Origin of the sequence: Actinomyces capricornis, from assembly GCF_019974135.1 — a bacterium.
Classification (GTDB): domain Bacteria; phylum Actinomycetota; class Actinomycetes; order Actinomycetales; family Actinomycetaceae; genus Actinomyces; species Actinomyces capricornis.
The window spans coordinates 1,141,525-1,161,056 of record NZ_AP025017.1 but is presented as its reverse complement, the minus strand read 5'-3'; the positions used below and the strand labels follow the sequence as shown (position 1 = coordinate 1,161,056).

17 protein-coding genes are annotated in these 19,532 nt (G+C 71.3%); 7 read left to right on the top strand and 10 right to left on the bottom strand.

Annotation, left to right across the window (positions count from 1 at the left end; all coding sequences use genetic code 11):
• Positions 1 to 116: 116 nt before the first annotated feature.
• The gene (locus MANAM107_RS04650; RefSeq protein ID WP_223911738.1) at positions 117 to 3,581 is read right to left on the bottom strand and encodes a DUF5979 domain-containing protein; all 3,465 of its coding nucleotides are present in this window, start codon (positions 3,579 to 3,581) and stop codon (positions 117 to 119) included.
• 482 nt (positions 3,582 to 4,063) lie between these two features.
• Here MANAM107_RS04650 and MANAM107_RS04645 point away from each other — a divergent pair, with 482 nt between their 5' ends.
• The 6 genes from MANAM107_RS04645 (at position 4,064) to MANAM107_RS04620 (ending at position 10,519) form a co-directional block, all read left to right on the top strand.
• Positions 4,064 to 4,819 carry a TetR/AcrR family transcriptional regulator gene (locus MANAM107_RS04645; RefSeq protein WP_223911736.1) on the top strand — a complete coding sequence of 252 codons (756 nt, stop codon included), beginning with the start codon at positions 4,064 to 4,066 and terminating at the stop codon, positions 4,817 to 4,819.
• 38 nt (positions 4,820 to 4,857) lie between these two features.
• A complete protein-coding gene (locus tag MANAM107_RS04640) occupies positions 4,858 to 5,934 on the top strand; it encodes an ABC transporter ATP-binding protein (RefSeq protein WP_223912857.1) in 1,077 nt (358 codons plus the stop codon).
• The gene (locus tag MANAM107_RS04635) at positions 5,931 to 7,700 is read left to right on the top strand and encodes an efflux permease Rv1217c-related protein (protein ID WP_223911733.1); all 1,770 of its coding nucleotides are present in this window, start codon (positions 5,931 to 5,933) and stop codon (positions 7,698 to 7,700) included. Before MANAM107_RS04640 ends, MANAM107_RS04635 begins: the two co-directional genes overlap by 4 nt.
• Before the next feature lie 66 nt (positions 7,701 to 7,766).
• On the top strand, positions 7,767 to 8,264 hold the full coding sequence (locus tag MANAM107_RS04630; protein ID WP_179901050.1) for a Dps family protein: 498 nt from the start codon (positions 7,767 to 7,769) through the stop codon (positions 8,262 to 8,264).
• A 449-nt stretch (positions 8,265 to 8,713) separates the two neighbouring features.
• Positions 8,714 to 9,049, top strand: a complete 336-nt coding sequence (locus MANAM107_RS04625; RefSeq protein ID WP_263421951.1) for a DUF5360 family protein — start codon at positions 8,714 to 8,716, stop codon at positions 9,047 to 9,049.
• Positions 9,050 to 9,214: 165 nt separating this feature from the next.
• The gene (locus MANAM107_RS04620) at positions 9,215 to 10,519 is read left to right on the top strand and encodes an alpha-amylase family protein (protein WP_223911727.1); all 1,305 of its coding nucleotides are present in this window, start codon (positions 9,215 to 9,217) and stop codon (positions 10,517 to 10,519) included.
• Positions 10,520 to 10,682: 163 nt separating this feature from the next.
• Here MANAM107_RS04620 and MANAM107_RS04615 read toward each other — a convergent pair whose 3' ends face one another.
• On the bottom strand, positions 10,683 to 11,399 hold the full coding sequence (locus MANAM107_RS04615; protein ID WP_223911724.1) for a GAP family protein: 717 nt from the start codon (positions 11,397 to 11,399) through the stop codon (positions 10,683 to 10,685).
• A gap of 121 nt (positions 11,400 to 11,520) precedes the next feature.
• Between MANAM107_RS04615 and MANAM107_RS04610 the strand changes: the two genes are divergently transcribed.
• Complete coding sequence (locus MANAM107_RS04610) at positions 11,521 to 12,183, top strand: TetR/AcrR family transcriptional regulator (protein WP_223911721.1); 663 nt, start codon at positions 11,521 to 11,523, stop codon at positions 12,181 to 12,183.
• 132 nt (positions 12,184 to 12,315) lie between these two features.
• Here the strand turns inward: MANAM107_RS04610 and MANAM107_RS04605 are convergent, their stop codons facing one another.
• From MANAM107_RS04605 to MANAM107_RS04570, 8 genes are all read right to left on the bottom strand, one after another.
• On the bottom strand, positions 12,316 to 12,522 hold the full coding sequence (locus MANAM107_RS04605) for a PspC domain-containing protein (RefSeq protein WP_223911718.1): 207 nt from the start codon (positions 12,520 to 12,522) through the stop codon (positions 12,316 to 12,318).
• Between the two features lie 411 nt (positions 12,523 to 12,933).
• Positions 12,934 to 13,422, bottom strand: coding sequence for an NUDIX hydrolase (locus tag MANAM107_RS04600; protein WP_223911715.1), 489 nt, complete (start codon positions 13,420 to 13,422; stop codon positions 12,934 to 12,936).
• A 46-nt stretch (positions 13,423 to 13,468) separates the two neighbouring features.
• Entirely contained in the window at positions 13,469 to 13,987 is a 519-nt protein-coding gene (locus tag MANAM107_RS04595) for a NifU family protein (protein ID WP_223912854.1), read from the bottom strand.
• Between the two features lie 62 nt (positions 13,988 to 14,049).
• Positions 14,050 to 16,182, bottom strand: a complete 2,133-nt coding sequence (feoB, locus tag MANAM107_RS04590) for a ferrous iron transporter B (protein ID WP_223911712.1) — start codon at positions 16,180 to 16,182, stop codon at positions 14,050 to 14,052.
• Entirely contained in the window at positions 16,179 to 16,532 is a 354-nt protein-coding gene (locus MANAM107_RS04585; protein ID WP_223911709.1) for a FeoA family protein, read from the bottom strand. The genes feoB and MANAM107_RS04585 overlap by 4 nt, the downstream gene beginning before the upstream one ends.
• Positions 16,533 to 16,842: 310 nt before the next feature.
• Positions 16,843 to 17,784, bottom strand: coding sequence for a metal ABC transporter permease (locus MANAM107_RS04580; RefSeq protein ID WP_223911706.1), 942 nt, complete (start codon positions 17,782 to 17,784; stop codon positions 16,843 to 16,845).
• Entirely contained in the window at positions 17,781 to 18,800 is a 1,020-nt protein-coding gene (locus MANAM107_RS04575; protein ID WP_223911703.1) for a metal ABC transporter permease, read from the bottom strand. The genes MANAM107_RS04580 and MANAM107_RS04575 overlap by 4 nt, the downstream gene beginning before the upstream one ends.
• Positions 18,797 to 19,504, bottom strand: coding sequence for a metal ABC transporter ATP-binding protein (locus MANAM107_RS04570; RefSeq protein ID WP_223911700.1), 708 nt, complete (start codon positions 19,502 to 19,504; stop codon positions 18,797 to 18,799). Before MANAM107_RS04570 ends, MANAM107_RS04575 begins: the two co-directional genes overlap by 4 nt.
• Positions 19,505 to 19,532 lie beyond the last annotated feature (28 nt).

Genomic DNA, 19,532 nt, shown 5'->3' with positions numbered 1-19,532 from the left:
GCATGGAGAGGGCCGGGTGGCCGCCTCCCTCGGTGTACTTCCCTGGGAGGTGGCCACCCGGCCTCATGGGGCGTGGTGCGGGCTCGTGCCCGCCTCAGGCCGTGGTTGCGCTCGGATCAGATCCGACGGCGGTGGGACAGGACGGCCGCTCCGCCGACCAGGCCGATGAGCGCCACGAGCACTGCGCCCAGGCTGGCGCCGGTGCGCGCCAGGCTGGAGCCGCCCGGATCGGGGGAGACCGGGGGCGCGCAGGGGTCAGCGCTGGGGCTGCTGCTCGGGTCGCTGGCCGGGCTGGTCATGCCCGCCTCCGGCGTGCCCGAGGCACTCGGGTCGGCTCCGGGCTGGCCCGGGGTGCCCGACGGCGACGGGGCCGGGGTCAGGCAGGTGTGCGACGGGCTCGGCTCGGGGCCGGGCATGCCGGGGGTGGGGTCCTGCGACGGCGCCGGTCCGGGCTCCGGGGTGGTGCTCGGCGTGACCGAGGGCGTGGGGCTCGGCGCGGGCTTCTCCTGGTGGTACCTGTTCACGAAGGAGGCCTTCACGGCGGGCACTCCGGCCTTGATGGTCACCTTCTCGGGACCGGGCGGGGTGAGGGTGTAGCCCTCGGCCTGCGCGCTGGTCTCGTCCTCGGTGATGGTGCAGGTGGTGCCCACGGGGAGCTGGACGCCGGCCTCGGCCTCGCCCTCGCCCTTGACCTTGATGGTGCCCGTGGTCGTGGCGGGGTCGTCGCAGGTGTAGGTGAAGGTGAACTCCTTCTCCCGCAGCGCGGCGGCCGAGGAATCGCTCGGTAGGGGTTCCGCACCCTCGGGCAGAGCCGGCTCCTCGGTGATCGCCTTGGCCACGCTGAAGGTGCCGGTGGCCCGCTCGTAGGCGTTCCAGATGACGGCGCGCTCGGGCTTCGCCGCACCGCTGATGGTCACCTTCTCGGGGCCGGGCGGGGTGAGGGTGTAGCCCATGGCCTGCGCGCTGGCCTCGTCCTCGGTGATGGTGCAGGTGGTGCCCACGGGGAGCTGGACGCCGGCCTCGGCCTCGCCCTCGCCCTTGACCTTGATGGTGCCCGTGGTCGTGGCGGGGTCGTCGCAGGTGTAGGTGAAGGTGAACTCCTTCTCCCAGAGCCTGGCGGCCAGGACCTCCTCGTTGGACACCGGGGGCTTGGTGCCGTCGGCCTCGGCGGCCTCGCCCCCCTCGGTGGCCGGGTCGGTCTTGGTGGAGGCGTCGTCGCCGCCCGCGGCGGCCCCATCGGTCTCGGGCGCACGGGCGGGCTCGATACGACCATCCACGATGCCCTTGGCCACGATGAAGGTGCCGGTGGTGGGCTCATAGGTGTTCGTGGCCGCCACTGTCACAGTGACACCGTCGGCGATGTCGAAGGTGGCCTTGGAGCCCTCGACCTTGGTGTCGTCCACGCTCAGCGCGGTGGTCAGGGCCAGGCCCTCGACCGAGGCGTCCTTCTCCGTGACGGTGCACGTCGAGCCGGCGGGCACTCCGGCCACGGACTTGGACTCGCCGGCGGCCAGCGCAAGGGTGTCCTTGGCGGTCTCCTTGCCGTCCTTGACGCAGGTGTAGTCGAAGGAGAAGGAGGAGGGCGCCTTGGCGGCGGCGGCGCCGTCGACGGTCTTGGTGACCTGGAAGGAGCCGGCCAGCGGGGTGTAGGTGTTGGTCACGGCGACCTCGGCGGTCTTGCCCCGGGCGATCGTGACGGTGCTGGTGGCGGTGCCGTCCACTGTGATGGTGGTGGCCACCGAGTGGCCCTCGCGGGCCTTGGTGGCGTCCGTCTCGCTGATGACGCAGACGGTGCCCTCGGGCAGGGTCGGGCCCTGCTGGGCCGGACCTCCGGCGGTCACCTGGAGGGTCGCCGTCTGGGGGCTGCCGGCGCCGGCGGGCGGAGTGCAGGTGTAACCGATCTCGAAGGCGTCCTGCGAGAAGGCATCGGCGCCGGTCACGGCCTTGGTCACCTGGAAGGTGCCGGTGTTGTTGGAGTAGGTGTTGGTGGCATTGACGGGGACGGAGCCGCCGGCCTTGATGGTCACTGAGTTGGTCGACAGGCTCGGTACCAGGGTGAAGCCGGGCTTGGCCGCGGCGTCGACGTCCTCAGTGATGGTGCAGGACGTGCCCGCGGGCAGCTCCGGGCTGGGGACGATCGTCCCATCGCCTGGAACCTCAAGGTCGCCCTTGGCGCCGTTGTCGCAGGTGTAGGAGAAGGTGAAGGTGGAGTCGGAGAACTGGCCATCACCCGTGACCTGCTTGGACAGGGTGAAGACCCCATTGATGGCCTGGGTGAAGTCTGCCGTGTTGGTCACTGAGACGGCGGTGGAGGCCTGCTCCTGGATCGTCAGGGTGTTGGTGGCCTGGTCCCCGACCATGAAGGTCGGCTCGCCCCAGGCGAAGCCCTGGGGAGTGGTCGAGGCGGTCGTCGGATCCTCACTGAGGGTCAGGACGGTGCCGGTGGGGAACGTGCCGTTGTAGGTGGCGCTGCTGCCCGCGGTGAGCTTGAGGGTGGTACGGCCGCCGGTCTTGTCCGGGTTGACGGTTCCCGGAGCGTTCCATCCCTGGTAGGTGTCCGTGGTGGCGCCGCCGGGCAGGACGTAGTCCACGGTCAGGTCGAAGGTGGTACCGTCCGAGACCAGTCCAGCGCCGGCGCCGCTGAGCAGCTTGGTGGCGGTGAAGCCGCCGAAGCCGGGCTTGAGCTCGACGTTGATGTTGAAGGATCGCACGTAGTAGGTGCTGTAGCTGGTCTGGATGCCGGTGTCCTGGACGCGGATGTTGTTGGAGTACACGACGCCGGGCTGGACCGTCTGGTTCTCAGAGGTCGGATTGGTGCGGTAGTAGACGTGGTAGTTGGTGTCTGCTGCGAAGGGCCCGGTGGCCGTGATCGTCGCGCGGTCGCCGGTGATGTCCACGGTCAGGTCGAAGTCGCCGTGATCGGTGTTGGTGTCCTCGCCCGCGGCGTTCGTCACGGTGCCAATGAGGGCATTGCGTGTCGTTGAGGTGCCGATGACCAGGGTCCAGTCCTTCTTGTCCGTGGAGTAGGAGTGGCTCGGGGTCAGCTCATCGGTCAGGACGACGGTGGAACGGGTATTCCCGTCCGCGATGACGCTCTTGCCCTCGGCCTGCAGGGCGTCGTTGAGGCCGGGGAAGCCGAAGGACACCTCCCAGCTGATGGAGCTGTCGCCGAGCTTTACGCCCTCGCTGTACTTGCGCAGGCGCTCGGGCTCGTAGTTCAGCCCGGTGTTGTCGGCGATGGAGCCGCCGGGGATCGGAACCGCTGTGACGATGCCGTTGGCGTCAATATCTGCGTTGGCCTGATCGGTTGCCCTGATGGCCTGGAGTAGTGCGGATCCCGATCCCTTGGGGTTGTTGAATCCCTGGCCCTTGAGGGTGTCGAACTCGGCGTTGAAGGTGCAGGTGATGTCCTGCTCGCTAAGGACGCACTGACCGATGGACACCTCCCGGCCGCCGTGGCTGACCTTGAGGTCTTGGGTGAGCTGCTCGCGGTTGCGGAAGAGTTCGGGAAGGCCGATGCGGAAGGAGTCCCCGGCCGAGGCATTGGCATTGGATGCATCCCAATCGAATGACAGCCTCATGATGTCATCGACCCGCGAGCTGTGATCATTGGGATCGTCCTGCCCTGTCGGCGAGCTGAGTATCAGGGACATGTTGGAGATCGTGATCCGCGGATTGATCGCCGCTTGGGCGGTGGAGTGGAAGAACGTGAGCACGGAGGCGGTCAGGACTAGTGCAGCCACAAGAACGGCCGCCACCACTCTGCCGTGCGTGCGCACATGCGAGGTTAAAGACACCGGGGGTCCTCTCGATGGGGTAGGGATATGCGGAGAGGTATTGGAGATGTGCCACAGGAATAGATTCCGGTCATGTACCTTTCCGCAGGTTGCCAGCACAGTATCAGCGGTTTTATTCCCCCCTCAAGGAAAGAGGCCGAATTGTGACGGCTCAAAATGGTCACGCCCGCGTCGGCGGGGGCTGTGGCGGGGGTCGGGGGCGTCGAGCGCGCCTGGGTGGGGGCGGGGCCTTGACGCAGATTGAACGAACGTATAGCATATTGAACATGCGTTCAGTACCGTCGTCCCGTGACCCCGATCTCACCACCGCGGCCCGCATCCGCCATGCCGCCATCGCGTGCTTCGCACGTGAGGGCTTCGGCGTGGGCCTGCGGGTCATCGCGGCCCAGGCGGGCGTCACCGCCGGCCTCATCACCCATCACTTCGGCTCCAAGCAGGGGCTGCGCCGGGCCTGCGACGCCGAGGTCCTGAGAATCACCATCGAGGCGAAGAAGGACTCGGTCTACTTCGGCGGTCCCACCGACCTGCTGGCCCAGATGGCCCAGATCGAGGACTACCTCCCGGCCACCTCCTACGCCCTGCGCTCCATCCAGGAGGGCGGCGAGCTGGCCACGCAGCTCATGGACTCCTTCGTCGCCGAGACCATCGACTACACGAACCAGGCGGTGCGGGCCGGAACCATGACACCCTCCCGGGACGGCGCCGCCCGGGCCCGCTACCTGCTCTACTCCGGATTCGGGGCCATGCTGCTCTTCGCCCGCTACGAGGCCTCCGATCCTGCGGACATCGAGGTGGTCACCCGGGAGTTCGTCGAGCGCTACGGCCCCGTCACCGCGGAGCTCCACTCCCAGCCCCTGTTCACCGACCCGGCCCTTCTCGAGGACTACCTCCGGGCCGCTCCCGCCACTGGGGCCTTGGCGGCCCAGGGCGAGCCGCGGGCCCGCGCTACCGGGCCCACGATCGGCCCGGCCCCCGCGACGGGGCGGGCCGCCCACGCCGAATCACCTCAGGAGGAATCGTGACCCCGACCCCCTCCGCGCCCACGACGCGCGCGCACACCATCGGCCCTCAGGGGTCGCCGACCGCCCTCGCGGCCGGCGTCCCAGGCGGCCCCGCCCCCGTTGTCGACGTCGAGGGCCTGGTCAAGACCTTCGGCCGGGGCCGCACTACCACCCGTGCCCTGGACGGCCTGGACCTGCGCGTCGAGCCCGGGCAAGTGGTCGGCTTCCTGGGTCCCAACGGCGCCGGCAAGACCACCGCCCTGCGCATCCTGCTCGGCATGATCCGGGCCGACGGCGGACGCGCCCGCCTCTTCGGCGCAGACCCCTGGCGCGAGGCCACCCAGGTGCACGCCCGCCTCGCCTACGTCCCGGGGGACGTGGCCCTGTGGCCGGGACTCACCGGTGGCCAGACCCTGGAGGCGCTGGCCGCCCTGCGCCGTCGGCCCGCCGACCGGGGGCGGCAGGTGGCCAGGAGGCGCGCCGAGCTCATCGAGCGCTTCGAGCTGGACCCGGGCAAGAGGATCCGCGCCTACTCCAAGGGCAACCGGCAGAAGGTCGCCCTCATCGCCGCCCTGAGCGAGCCGGTGGAGCTCCTCATCCTCGATGAGCCCACCTCCGGGCTCGACCCCCTCATGGAGGAGGTCTTCACCCAGTGCGTGGCCGAGGCCGCCCACAGCGGCACCGCCGTCCTGCTCTCCAGTCACATCCTGTCCGAGGTCGAGCGGCTGTGCACCGACGTGACCATCATCCGCTCGGGGCGCACCGTCGAGCGCGGCCCCCTGGAGCGCATCCGCGGCCTGCTGCGCACCCGCATCCGCGCCGTCGTCGAGGCCGACCCCCAGGCGCTGCGCGCCATGCAGGGAGTCCACGAGCTGAGTATCGAGCCCGCCGGCCAGCAGGACCGGGCCGCCCCGGAGTCCCAGGAGGGCCGGGCTGACCGGCAGGCGCCGGGGCTCCAGGATGGGGGCGGCCGGGGGCCGCAGTCGGGGTGGAGGATCGAGGCGAGCATCGACTCGGCCCACTACCCCGAGGCCATGCGCGCCCTGGCGGCCCTGGGTGTGCGCTCCCTGAGCGCCGCCCCGCCCAGCCTGGAGGAGCTCTTCCTGCGCCACTACACCCGGGAGGGCGCCGCATGAGCCCCCAGCGCACCCGGGACCCGCAGGACCTGCGCAGCCGCCACGGCAGCCAGGGCGGGCTGGAGGGCCAGGGCAGCGGGCGCCGTCGGGGCGGCCGGGGTAGCGCCGGAGCGGCCCTACTGACCCCGCTGACCAGGGCCACCCTGCGCCGCGAGCGCCGCAGCATCCTGGCCTGGAGCGCCGGGCATGGCCTCCTCGCCCTGTACTGCGTCCTCATGCTCGACGCCGCCTACTCCACGCCCCAGGAGCGCCAGGCCGCGGCACTGACCTACACCACGCCCGCCGCCTCCCTGTTCACCGGTCCCGGCTACGGCCTGGACCGCTCCGCACCGACCTTCGGCGCGCTCTTCGCCGCCCAGGCCCTCGGATGGCTGGCCCTCGTCGTCGCCCTCATGGGCGTCCTCCAGGCCATCGCCCGCACCCGCGCCGACGAGGACGACGGGCCCGCGGAGTTGCTCGCCGCCGCGCCGACCCGCCGCGGCGAGAGCGCCTGGGCCTCTCTGATCGCCGCCGCCCTGGCCGGCCTGGGCATGGGGGCGCTCAGCGCCAGTGCCGCCATCATCGGAGGGCTCGCGCCCGGCCAGAGCATGCTCCTGGGCGCGGCCCTGACCCTGGTGGGCCTCAGCGCCGCAGGAGCGGGCCTGGTGCTGGCCGCGCTGGCGCCCTCGGCGCGCGCCGCCCGCGGGGCGGGCCTGCTGCTGGTCCTGGCCTGGTTCACCCTGCGAGGCCTGGGCGACGCCAGCGAGCCGGGCAGTGCCATGTCCCGGGCGTCGTGGCTCAGCCCCATCGGGCTGGTCCAGCAGGCCCGCCTCTACGTCGACCTGCGCTGGGAGCCGCTGGTCATCCTAGCTGTCGCCGCCCTGGCCACCGCCGCCGCCGGACTGGCACTGCACCGCGGGCGCCAGCTCGGGCAGGGCCTGGTGCCGGCCTTGGGCGGTGGACGGCGCCACCGCCGCGGGCCCGACGGCGCCCACGCCCTGGCGCGGCGCACCACCGCCTCCCAGCGCCGGTGGTGGGGCCTGGGCGGCCTGGCCTTCGGGGCCACCTACGGGCTGTTCGCGCCCACCATCGAGTCCTCCTTCCAGGAGGTGCTCGCCAGCAGTCCCTCCATGCAGGCCTTCTTCGGGGGCGAGCTGAGCGTCCAGGTCTATCTTGCGCTCATCATCGGCTACGGGGGCGTCCTGGCCGGTGCCTGCGCCGTCGCCCTCATGGGCGCTGCTGTGGGGGAGGAGTCCTCGGGCCGGAGTGCCACCGTCCTGGCCCTGCCCGTCTCCCGGGGCTGCTGGCTGCTGGCACGCCTCCAGGTCCTGATCCTGGGCGCCCTGGCGGTCCTGGTGGGGATCGGTGTGGGGCTGGCCGGCACTGCCCTGCCCGCACTGGCCGCCCAGGACTCCCCGGCCATGGAGGACCCGTGGCGCCTGGCCCTGGGGCTGGGGGCGGGACTGGCCGCTCAGCTGCCCGCGGTGCTCCTGGCCGGCGCGCTCATGGGGGCGGTGCACGCCGTGGCGCCCCGGTGGGCCCGCGCCCTGGGCTGGGGCGCCTACGCCCTGTGGCTGTCGGTGTTCGTGCTGGGGCCCGCGGCCCAGGCGCCCCAGTGGCTGCTCAACCTCTCGCCCTGGACCCACCTGCCCTCCCTGCCCGCGGCCGAGGGGGCCGTGCTGGGCCAGGCCCGGGAGTGGGCGGGACCCGCCGTGTGCCTGGTGCTCGCCCTCGTTGTGGTGGGTGTGGCTGCCGTGGTCGGAAACCGCCGTGACCTGCGGAACTGAGGATTGCCTCGCCTATGAATCATAAGTAACACCCAGGCTGGCACTGGAGGTGCTAAGGTAAGCCCCATGAGTGCTGACACCGTTTCCGCCCCCTCCATCCGACTCGCCTTCACCGCCTCCGCCTCCCTGAGCGACAACCTCCAGCGCGTGCTGGTGGACCTCATCGCCCTGGAGTTGGTGGGTAAGCAGGCCCACTGGAACATCGTGGGCCCCAACTTCCGCGACCTGCACCTCAACCTCGATGAGGTCGTCGACATCGCTCGCGAGGGCGCCGACGAGATCGCCGAGCGCATGCGCGCCATCAACGCCACCCCCGACGGCCGTCCCGCGACCGTTGCCGCCGCCACCACCGTCCCGGCCGCCGCCGAGGGCGAGATCCTCACCACTGAGGGCGTGGAGTACATCGTCTCGGCCATCGAGGCCGTCGTGGCCACCCTGCGCGGCGTGGACGAGGACATCGACTCCGAGGACCCCACCTCCTCCGGCATCGTCGAGGACCTCATCGGCAAGCTGGAGCAGCAGGCCTGGTTCATCTCCGCCGAGGTGCGCAAGCCCGTGCGCTGATCCGGAGGCCGCCGAGCGGCCCCGCGCGGGGGCTGATTCGGTGATTCCATCCATGCTCCCCCGGCAGCAGTCATCCGCTGCCGGGGGAGAGCTGTGTCCGTATTGCTAACAATCGCTGGCAAAGGCCGTGCCTGCCCCGAAGGTGCTGTTGTGGAGCCGTGGAATCCTGCGGTTCCGCGACGGCCCAGACGTGATGGGGGCGGCCTTTGTCAGGGATCTGGACACCTGGCCGCCCTGCAGGCCGGCCGAGAATCGGTGCATGGCGGCCTGCCCCTGCTGCGCGCCCTGTCATGCCTCGAGCGCCCGCGTGCACGTCCTCCCAGTGGGGGTTGGGCATAAGGTCATCTTGTTAGCGTGGTGGCGCAACGATCGAACTGCTGAAAGGGGCCGGTGTGCTGCGCAAGGCGCTCATCCTTCTCACGGACCTGGGCCTGGTCGGGTACTGGATAATGGTCGCCTCCGGGGTCAGGTGTGTCGGTGCAGGCCCGGGCGATGTACTCACCGCTTGGCATATGGCCTTCCTCCCCCTGGATGCCTTGGCGGTGCTGGCGGGGGTCGCGTGGCTCCTCCTGCCCCGCACCCACCGCTTGCACGACCCGATGCTCATCATCGCCCTGGCCCTCACTCACGCCTCAGGCCTGATGGAGGTTGTCTTCTTCCTCCAATGGGGGAGCTGGGAGGCCTCCCTGTGGCTGTCCAACCTCTGGCTCATGCTCATGCCCGTGGGCGTCGGTCTGGTCGCCCTGGTTCGGGGGGCACCGGTCGGGAAAGCTTCTGCTGCGTAGGCCGTCCCCTCATGGGCGGGGCGCCCGTGCCGGGCTTCGCGGCTCCCGAGGGTGGACGTCCTGGCCCGCTGACCGCCGCGGCGCAGGGCTCGATGCGGGGCAGTCCCGGGCAGTCACGCAGGCCAAGACCCTGAGAGCGCCATCACACGCGCCTATGATGGCGCCATGATTGAGGCATCCAGAGCCAGCCGTCCCACCTCCCCCTCCTGGATCGACCACTGCCTCTGGTGGCAGGTCTACCCCCTGGGCGCCACCGGCGCCCCCATCCGCCCCGAGCCGGGCCAGCCGCTCACTGATTCCGGCGCCCCGCGCCTGGACCGCCTGGAGCCGTGGCTCGACTACGCCGTCGAGCTGGGCGCCAACGGCCTGGCCCTCGGGCCGATCTTCGCCTCGACCACCCACGGCTACGACACCATCGACCACTTCGCCATCGACCCGCGCCTGGGGGACGACGCCGCCTTCGACCGCCTCGCCGCGGCCTGCCGGGACCGGGGCCTGGCCCTCATGCTCGACGGCGTCCTCAACCATGTGGGCACCGAGCACCCCCTCTTCCGCGCCGCCCACGGCGGCGGCCCCGAGCGTGCCTACTTCCGCTTCAGTGGCTCCGTCACTGACTCCGACGGCGATGGCCGGGGCCCCGGCTACGCCACCTTCGAGGGGCACGACTCCCTGGCCGCCCTCAACCATGACTCGGAGGAGGTCGTCGACCTGGCCATCCGCGTCCTCACCCACTGGCTGGAGCGGGGCGCCGCCGCCTGGCGCCTGGACGCCGCCTACGCCGTGCCTCCCGCCTTCTGGGCGCGCGTCCTGCCCGCCGTGCGCGAGCGCCACCCCGGGGCCTGGTTCCTGGGGGAGGTCATCCACGGCGACTACCCGGCCTTCGTCAAGGACTCCACGGTGGACAGCGTCACCCAGTACGAGCTGTGGAAGGCGACTTGGAGCTCGCTGGCCGACGTCAACTTCTACGAGCTCGACTGGTGCCTGACACGCCACAACGAGATGCTCGACTCCTTCACCCCGGCGACCTTCATCGGCAACCACGACGTCACCCGCATCGCCAGCCGCGTGGGCGGGGCCAAGGCGGCCCTCGCCGTCGTCCTGCTCATGACCGTGGGCGGGGTGCCCACCATCTACTACGGCGATGAGCAGGCCTTCCGCGGGGTCAAGACCGAGACCATCGGCGGCGACGACGAGGTCCGCCCCGCCCTGCCGCAGGCCCCCGCGGGCCTGTCCCCGATGGGCGGGTGGATGATGCGCCTCCACCAGGACCTCATCGGCCTGCGCCGCCGCCACCCCTGGCTGGTGCGGGCCCGCACCGAGGTCGTCTCCCTGGACAACCCGCACCTGGCCTACGACGCCGTGGGGCAGGAGGGCCAGCGCCTGCACGTCAGCCTGTCCCTCGACCCGCTCCCGCGCGCCGAGGTGCACGCCCCCGGCGAGGCGCCCCTCATCGTGGAGCCGCCCCAATAGTGGACATGCCGGGGCGTCGCCGGTGGCGCTGCGGCGTTAGGCTCGATCAGCCTGAGGCCTGGGGCGAGCGCGGGCAGGTCCTGAGGATCGGAGGTCGCCACGGCATGCCCCGCCTGCCGGGCCCGCAGTGCCACGTGGGCATCGACGACGTCGGAGTGCGCCTTCACCGCCACAGCGCGCTCGCGGCGTCGGCGGCCAGGAGGAAGCCCAGGATCCCCATCACCCAGGCCAGGGAATCGGCCGAGTGCCTGGCGATGAAGGCGTGGGTCCTTTCCAGGGCCCCCTCGGCGCGGTTGCCGACGGCAGCCCGCCCCGCCGTCAGTGCCAGGGCCGGGGCGGCCATGAGCGCTGCATAGGCCACCAGGACTGCAGCGACCGCCGTCGTCGGCAGCTCGGCACGGATGAGCAGGCCGATCGCCCCCAGGTAGGGGAGCATGGAGGCCGCCTCGATCAGCCCGGCCGCCAGGGCCAGGGTGATGACGGCGTCCCAGCGGGCCTGCGGCCCCAGGGCCGTGCCCATCATGCGCGCCACCAGGGAGGGTCGGGATCCGCGCCGGGCCCGGCGCCTGGCCTGTGCCTTGCCGTCCACCAGGTAGCTGCCCGCGAAGAGGCCGATGCCGATCACCAGCTGCACGACGTAGACGGCGGTCGACTCCAGGGCCCCTCGCAGCCCGGGGAGCACCGCGATCCCGGTGCCCGCCAGCGCCAGTGCCATCCCCAGGGCCCAGTAGAAGAGGCAGATGGTGAGCAGGTAGCCCAGGATGCGGCTGTAGCGGACCCTGGGCTGGAGCAGCATGGCCACAGGGATGATGAGAGTGCCGGTGCTCGTGGAGTCGATGAGGGCCAGGAGTGCGAGTGCTCCGAGATCTGAGAAGTGCATCGGGTGGGGCCTCTGTGCGGGGTCAGGGTGTCGACGACCACTAATTCAAGTCGATCGTATGAAGTAAATCAATACGGTTGACCGAGATTGGTTCGGCTGGGCGCCCTGGTATGCATGTGCCATGCCCAAGAAGGTCGACCACGAGCAGCGCCGCAAGGATCTGGCTGCCGCCCTGCGGCGGGTGGTCTCGCGCGGCGGGGTGGAGTCCGCCTCGGTCCGCGCCGTCGCCGCCGAGGCCGGCTGGTCGCTGGGAGCGGTTCAGTACTACTTCTCCACCCGCGATGAGCTCCTCCTCTTCGCCGGGCGCCAGCTCATGGCCGACGCCGATGCCCGCATGTCCGAGATCCTCCGGGATGCCGAGGCGGCGCTGGGGGAGGACTCCTCGGCCTTCGATCTGGCTCTGCGCCTGTGCGAGGAGACTCTTCCGATCGATGAGCGCCACCGTTCTGAGCAGCTGCTCTGGCTGGCCCTCATGCTGCGCAGCGCACGGGAGGCCGCCCCCCAGGTGGCGGTCTCCACCTCCTGGGAGGTGGTGCGGGGCGCCGCCCGTATGGCTGTCGCCGTCCTTCTGCGGCGCGGGGACTGGTTGGAGGCGGCCTGCGAGGGGTCCCCGCTTCCCGGTGATGCCGAGGCGGCAGCGGCTGAGCTGCACCTCGACCTCGATGGTCTCTTCCTTCAGGGGCTCATCTACCCCGATCGCACCCCCGAGGTGCTTCGGAACGATGTGGCGGCGGTGCTCCGGCGGCTGCGAGACCGTGGCCCCTCGGCGCGCCGCGGCCAGTGACCGCCGAGAGTCCCGGAGTGTCGGGGGCCCGGACCGCGATCGCGGCCCGGGCCCGGTGGGTATGAGGGATGGGGTGCTCAGTGCTGGATGGCGCTCCGGCTGCGGGCCGTGCCGCTCACCTGGCTCCGGGGCTCAGGCGGTCGGCTCCGGCATGTTCTGGGAGCCCAGGTAGTAGACGGCGCCCAGCGGCACGACGAAGATGAAGAAGCCGATGCGCACGAGCCAGGGGTTGATCTTCCACTGCTCGGCGAAGCCGCCGCAGATGCCGAGCCACACCCTGTCCTTGGAACGGGCGGGCCACTGGTAACCGGTGCTGGAGGAGGGGTTCTGCTGTGTCATGACGCGAGTTGTATCCCGCCGGGAGTTCCCGTGTCACCCCAGGTCCACCAGCGCTTTATCAAGGTTTCCCGCAAGAAATCAGAGCGTTACTTGTATATTTCCTGAAAGATGTTGCCTGGCGTGCTCGCCCCTGCCTTTGAGGTCGGGTTCTTGCGTCGAAACTATGCGCCTAGGCGTGAGAATTGAAGAGGTGGCGCCACATAGTGAGGAAGGTCTCCTAGTTCACTCGTCCAGCAGAGTCAATGGGGAGTTGATGGGGAGTAGGTGGTCGGCATGTGACAGTGCCGACGAATCGAGCGCCTTCGGGTCCGACGGGCCCGCTCCAGCGATGACGATCGCCAGCAGCGTCGATGAAACGATCAGCGGCTCGCTGATTTGATGCGGCGGCCTGATGGGCTGAGCGTGCGGCCCCTACTGGAACCGCGCCCCGCGGGAGGGGTCGGCCAGCCAGTCCAGGGCCGCGCGCATGCGCCCCGGCGTGGAGGCCAGCAGGGGCTCGGGCAGGGCCTCAGGCGCGAACCAGCCGACCTCGGTGGACTCATCGTCGGCCACATGGGGCTGGGCCGAGCCGGGCACGGGGCGCGCCGCGAAGGTCATGTCCATGAAGGCGCAGCGGTCCCCATTGGGGAAGGACATGGGCGCCCCCGCGCTCACACTGGCCACCCCCAGGACCTCGGCCTGGACACCCGTCTCCTCCAGGCACTCGCGCACGGCCGCCGCCGCGGGCTGCTCGCCCGGGTCGGGGATCCCCGAGACCACGGCCCAGTGCCCGGTGTCGGCGCGGCGTCCCAGCAGCACCCGCCCCTCGTCGTCGACGACGACGATGCTCACCCCGGGCAGCCACAGCAGGTCGTGCCCGATCTTGTCTCGCAGGGCCAGGATGAACTCAGGAGTAGCCACCACTGAAGTCTAGAAGAGCCGCCGGTGCCCGCCGGCCGGAGCGCGCTCAGGCGGTGCGCCGCACCTCCACCAGCCAGGGGCAGCGCCGGCGCAGCAGCCGCTCGAAGCGGGTGTGCATGGTGATGACCGCTGCCGGGCAGTCGTGACACGCCCCCTCCAGCGCGACCTCCACAACGCCCGCCTGGACGCCGCGCACCAGGAAGGCGCCGCCGTGACGGCGGGCCAGCTCCCCCACCGGGCCCTCGGCGATCTCCTGGGCGGCGGCCAGCAGCGCCTCATCGGGGCCCAGGGCCCGGGCTGCGGGGGCCGGCTCCCACAGGTCCGGCCGGGTCAGGGCCCCCGCCAGGGCCGTTCGCACTCGGGCGCCCTCGGCCCTCCAGGAGCGCCCAGGGCCCAGGAGCGTGAGCACCGCGCCGGCGGCCACATGGACAGACTCCAGGGTGGCGTCGTCGAGCAGGGCCTGGAGCGGCGGCGGGGCGGTGGCCACCTGCCCGCTGAAGGGCAGGAGCCTGTCGGGCACCACCCATTTGAGGACCGCCGGGTCCGGTGTGGACTGGGGGTGCATGGGCACCGGCGCACCGCCTCCGCCCATGTCCCGGCTGCCAGGAGGTCGACGGCCCGGCAGCCTCACAGCAGCGCCGCCACCTCGACGTGCACGTGGGCCGCCACGAAGGCGTGCACGAGGGCCGCCATCACCCAGGCGGTGGCGAACATGTATCCGTAGGCGATGAGGGGCCACTTCCACGTCCCGGTCTCGCGGCGCATCGCCCCGGCGGTGGCCATGCACTGCAGGGCGTAGACGAAGAAGACGAGGATGGCGGCCAGGGTGGCGGGGTTGAACAGCTGGTCCCCGGCCCAGTTGGTCAGCGTGTCCTCCTGATAGGTCATGGAGGCCAGCCGGCCGCCCGGCTCCTCGGGGTTCTCGGCGGCGGCGATCTGCCCCAGGGTCGCCACGAAGGTCTCGCGAGCGGCCAGGGAGGACAGGACGGCCACATTGATGCGCCACTCGAAGCCCAGGGGCTCGAAGACCGGCTCGACGGCGCGGCCCAGGCCCGCCGCCCAGGAGTGGTTCATGACATAGGAGGTCTGCTGCGCGGCCAGCAGCGCCTCCAGCTCGCCCGGATCGGTGACCGTGGTGCCGTCCTCGCCCACGACGGCGGAGGATTCCGGGTCCTCCACGGCGGCCGCCACCTCGGCGCACTGGGCGTCGGAGGCGCAGTGCGCCTCGAAGTCGGCATCCGAGCGCATGGGCACATTGAGCAGCACCCACAGGATGATCGTGGTCAGTGTGATGATGGTGCCTGCCTTCTTCAGGAAGCCCTTGCAGGCCTCCCACACCATGAGCGCCACGGTGCGCGGGCGCGGCAGGCGGTAGGGCGGCATCTCCATGTAGAAGGGAAGGAGCGCCGAGCCGCGGTCGGTCAGGCGCTTGACCACCCAGGCGGCGAGCATCGCCGAGAGGGCGCCCAGCAGGTAGAGGGCGAACATGACGGTGCCCCGGACGCCGAAGGGGCCGATGCGGGCATCGCCGTCCACGAGCAGGGAGATCATGATGACGTAGACGGGCAGGCGCGCCGAGCAGGTCATCAGGGGCGCCGCGAGCATCGTGGCCAGGCGGTCCTTCGCGCTGGGCAGGGTGCGGGTGGCCATGATGCCGGGGATGGCGCAGGCGAAGGAGGACAGCAGTGCCACGAAGGCGCGCCCCTCCAGGCCCGCCCGGCTCATCACCCGGTCCATGAGGAAGGCGGCGCGGGACATGTACCCCACGCCCTCCATGAGGGCGATGATGAGGAACATGATGACGATCTGGGGCACGAAGGTGAGCACGGAGCCCACGCCGCCCAGGATCCCGTCGGCCAGCAGCCCGGCCAGCAGCGGGTGGGTGGGATCCAGCCAGCCGTGGACGGCGTCGGCCAGCGTTCCGAAGCCGCTCTCGATGGCGTCCTGGAAGGGGGCCGCCCAGGTGAAGATCGCCTGGAAGAAGGCGTACATGATGGAGAAGAAGACGAGGGTCCCCCACAGCGGGTGGAGGAGGATCCGGTCGATCGCGCCGGTGGCCGGGTCGGGAGCGGGGGAGGAGTAGTCGGCGGCGGCCAGGATCGAGTCGGTCCAGGCGGCCAGCTCCCCGGGGTCGGTGGGCGGCGCCACGGGGGTGCGGGGCCATGCGTCCGTCTCCGTCAGGTGCTCGCGCAGCCGGGGGATGCCCATGCCCCGGTGGCCCAGGACCCGCACCGCGGGGATGCCCAGGGCCCGGCCCAGGGCCTCGATGTCGAGGCGGCCCTCGCGGCGGGCGAGCTCATCGGTCATGGTCACGGCCAGGCAGGTGGGCAGGTCCAGGGCCAGGGCCTCGGCCACGAAGGTCATCCCGCGGCGCAGCGTGGTGGCGTCCACCACGACGATGAGGGCGTCGGGGGTCTCGATGTCCTGGCTGTTGCCGGTGAGGACGTCGCGCACGATCTGCTCGTCGGGGCTGATGGGCTCCAGGGAGTAGGCGCCGGGGAGGTCCTCGATGGTCAGCTCCGTCTGGCCGATGCGGCAGGCCCCCAGGGAGCGCGAGACGGTGACGCCGGGGTAGTTGCCGGTCTTGGCCCGCAGGCCGGTCAGTGCGTTGTAGATGGAGGTCTTGCCCGCATTGGGCGCCCCGGCCAGGGCGATGCGCCTGGCCCCGGCCACCAGGGTGGCGCTGGAGCCCGATCCGCAGTGGCAGGCGCCCTGGCCCGCGCTGCTGGCGGGCCCGATGCCGCAGTGCTCGGTGCTCATCGCTCCTCCTGCCCGTTGTGGCCGGTGGTGGGGCCGTCCCCCGGGAGGGCGGCCGGGTCGGCCACCTGGATGAGGGCGGCGTCCCGCTTGCGCAGGCACAGCTCGTAGTCGGCGACGAGGAAGACGGTGGGATCGCCCAGGGGCGCGCGTCTCAGGGCCTCAATGGGGCGTCCCGGCACGATGCCGAGGTCCTGCATCCGGCGGGCCAGATGCTGTGCGGCGCTGCTGGGTGTGGTGGATGCGGAGGCGCCGACGGCGGTGATGATGGCGCGTGAGCCCGGTGCGAGCTCGGACAGGGGGCGGGGTGAGGCCCCCGCCTGTGCGCCGTGCGCCTGGGTTGAGGTGGTCATGGTGAGCCTCGGTCCTGGATCTATCGACGACGGGCATGAGCCCCTTCAGCACCTACTAAAGATAGTCTTCCCTCACCTTCCGGTCATGTCGTTGGCGGGGGAATCTGCCGGGTCATGCGTCGTCGCCCGTCCTGGCAGGGCTGGCTGGACCTGCCATCTGCCTCGGCGATGCGGGTGATGCCTGGTATGCCGGGCATCGCGGGGCTGCGTTGGTGCCGGGGCGGCGGTCGGTGCCGGGTGGAGGGCGGCCGGGTGATGGCGAGGCGCTCGTGGCGGGAGGGGCGGTGGGGCCGGCCCTGAATACGTATGCTTAGCCTTCGCTAATCCGAGAGGCGGGCGTCCGCCGTGCGACCACGCCGTCCGGCGGCTGTGGAACCTGCCCCGTCAGGCTGTTGCGGGCACGCCGTCGTCCCCCACCCTGCGTCAGGATCAGGACGGCCAGGAAGACGACGCCGTCGACCACGGCCATCATCGAGGAGGTGGCCAGATCCAGGCGCAGTGCCACCCAGAACCCCAGTAGCGCCGAGCCCGCCGCCACCGCCAGGCTCAGGGCGATCATCCCCGGCAGGCTGCGCGCCACCAGCAGCGCCGTGGCCGGGGGCACCACCATGAGGGCCACCACCAGGATCGCTCCTGCCGTGCTGAAGGCCACCACTACCGTCAGGGAGACCAGGAGCATGAGCCCCAGGTCCACCCACTGCACCGGCAGCCCCATGGTGCGGGCGGTGATCGGGTCGAAGGTGGTGACCTTGAGAACGGGGTAGAAGGCAATGAGGTAGACCGCGGTCAGGGCCAGGACCGCCAGCAGTGACCACATCGTCGAGGGGCCCAGGTCGTAGCGCCCCACCACCAGGCGCCCAGGGGTGAGCGCCAGCAGGTTGAGATCCCCGGTGAGGACCGTGTTCTGGGAGATGTGGACCTTGGACAGGGAGGTCGAGAGCATGATGACCCCCACGGCGAACAGGGCGGGGAAGACCAGGCCCTGGTCGGCGTCGCCTCCCACCAGGCCCGAGCGCCGCAGCTGCTCGGCGCCCAGCACCACCACCAGGCCCATGAGGGAGGCGGCCACCACCATCACCGGTGAGCGCGTGGTGCCCGAGATGAGCGCCCCCAGGGCGATGCCCGGGAGCACCGCGTGGGACATGGCCTCCACCAGCATCGACTGGTGCCGCAGCACCAGGAAGGTCCCGGGCAGGGCGCAGGTGAGCGCGGTGACCACGGCCAGCAGGGCGACGGCGAGGACCAGGCTCATCGGATCCGCCCTCCCGCCGTGGGAGCGCCCTTGGCCGGCTGCGGTCCCGCGCCCTGCCGGGGGCGGGCGGCCTCGGCCAGGAGGCGGCGGCGCAGTGCCCGCTGGGCCCGACGACGTCGCAGCAGCGAGCGCCGTGGTGCGGCCAGGAGGGAGACCGCCAGGACGGCGGACAGGACCAGGACGATGATCGGCCCGGTGGGGATCGATCCCAGGCTGACAGCCAGGTAGGAGCCGATGGCCGCCGACAGGGCGCCGATGAGCCCGGCCAGTGCGATCATCGACCACAGGTGGCGGGTCCATTGGCGGGCCGCGGCCGCGGGCATGATCGCGAAGGCCACCATGAGGATGAGCCCCACCGCCTTGATGCCGATGACGATGGCCACCGTCACCGTGCCCAGGAGCACGGGGCTGAGGATGCGGGTGGACAGGCCCATCGTGCGGCATAGGACCGGGTCGAAGGTCAGGACCTTGAACTCCTTCCACAGCAGGGCGGTGATCACCAGGGCAGCGGCGGCGAAGCCGCTGATGGCCGTCAGATCGGCCCGGGTCAGGGTGGAGGCCGAGCCGAAGACGTAGTCGGCGATCCCACCGCGCTCGGGAAGGCTGGAGTGGCTGATCGCATTGAGCATGACCACCCCGGATCCGTAGAACAGCGCCAGGCAGATCGCCATGGCGGCGTCGATGCCCACCCGGGAGGCGCGCGCGATCCCATTGGCCACGAGCACCGCCGCGGTGGCGGCGATCAGGGCGCCGATCGTCAGCACCAGGACGGAACGCCCTGCGATGCCCAGCAGGGCCGTTGCCGTCACGAAGGCCGTGGTCACCCCGGCGATGGCCGAGTGGCCGATGACGTCGGAGACCAGGGACTGCTTGTGCAGGTACAGGTAGGAGCCCAGGGCCCCGGCGGTCAGCCCCACCATGGAGGTGCCCAAGAGCATCGTGCGGTAGGTGTAGCTCGACAGGAAGGCCACCGGGTCCACCAGGGCGGGGGCCAGGGCATCGGTCAGGGGGCTCATGGGCGGCCTCCGGTGAGCTCCTCGTCCAGCAATCCGTAGGCTCGGTGGACCGCCTCGGTGGTGAAGGCCTCCTCCAGGGGGCCGGTGGAGACCAGGTCGCCATCGGACAGCAGCGTGGCCCAGGTGCAGAAGCGGCGCACCGTGGACAGGTCGTGGTGGACGATGACGATGGTCCGGCCCGCCTCGCGCAGCCCCGCCAGGACCTCGACGATGGCCCGCTCCGAGGCGGCGTCCACCCCGGCGAAGGGCTCGTCCATGATGAACAGGTCGGGGTCCTGGGCCAGGATGCGGGCCACGAAGGTGCGCTGCTTCTGGCCGCCGGAGAGCTCGGAGATCTGGCGGCCGGCCAGGTCGCTGATGCCCACCGCCTCCAGGGCCTCCTCCACGCTGCGGCGCTGCGCCGCCCCCGGCCGGCGCCACCAGCCCAGGCGCCCGTAGGTGCCCATGGTCACCACGTCGCGCACCGTGGTGGGGAAGTCCCAGTCCACCTGGGCCGCCTGGGGCATGTAGGCCACCCGCCGTCGGGCGCGGTCGAGCTCCTCACCGTAGAAGCGCACCGTGCCCGACAGTGCGGGCACCAGCCCCATCGCCGCCTTGACCAGCGTGGACTTGCCCGCGCCGTTGGGGCCCAGGACGGCCATGACCTCCCCGGGCGGCACTGCCAGGCTCACTGATCGCAGGGCGAGGCGGTCGTGATAGGCCACGCTCAGTGACTCGATCCGGCAGGGGAGG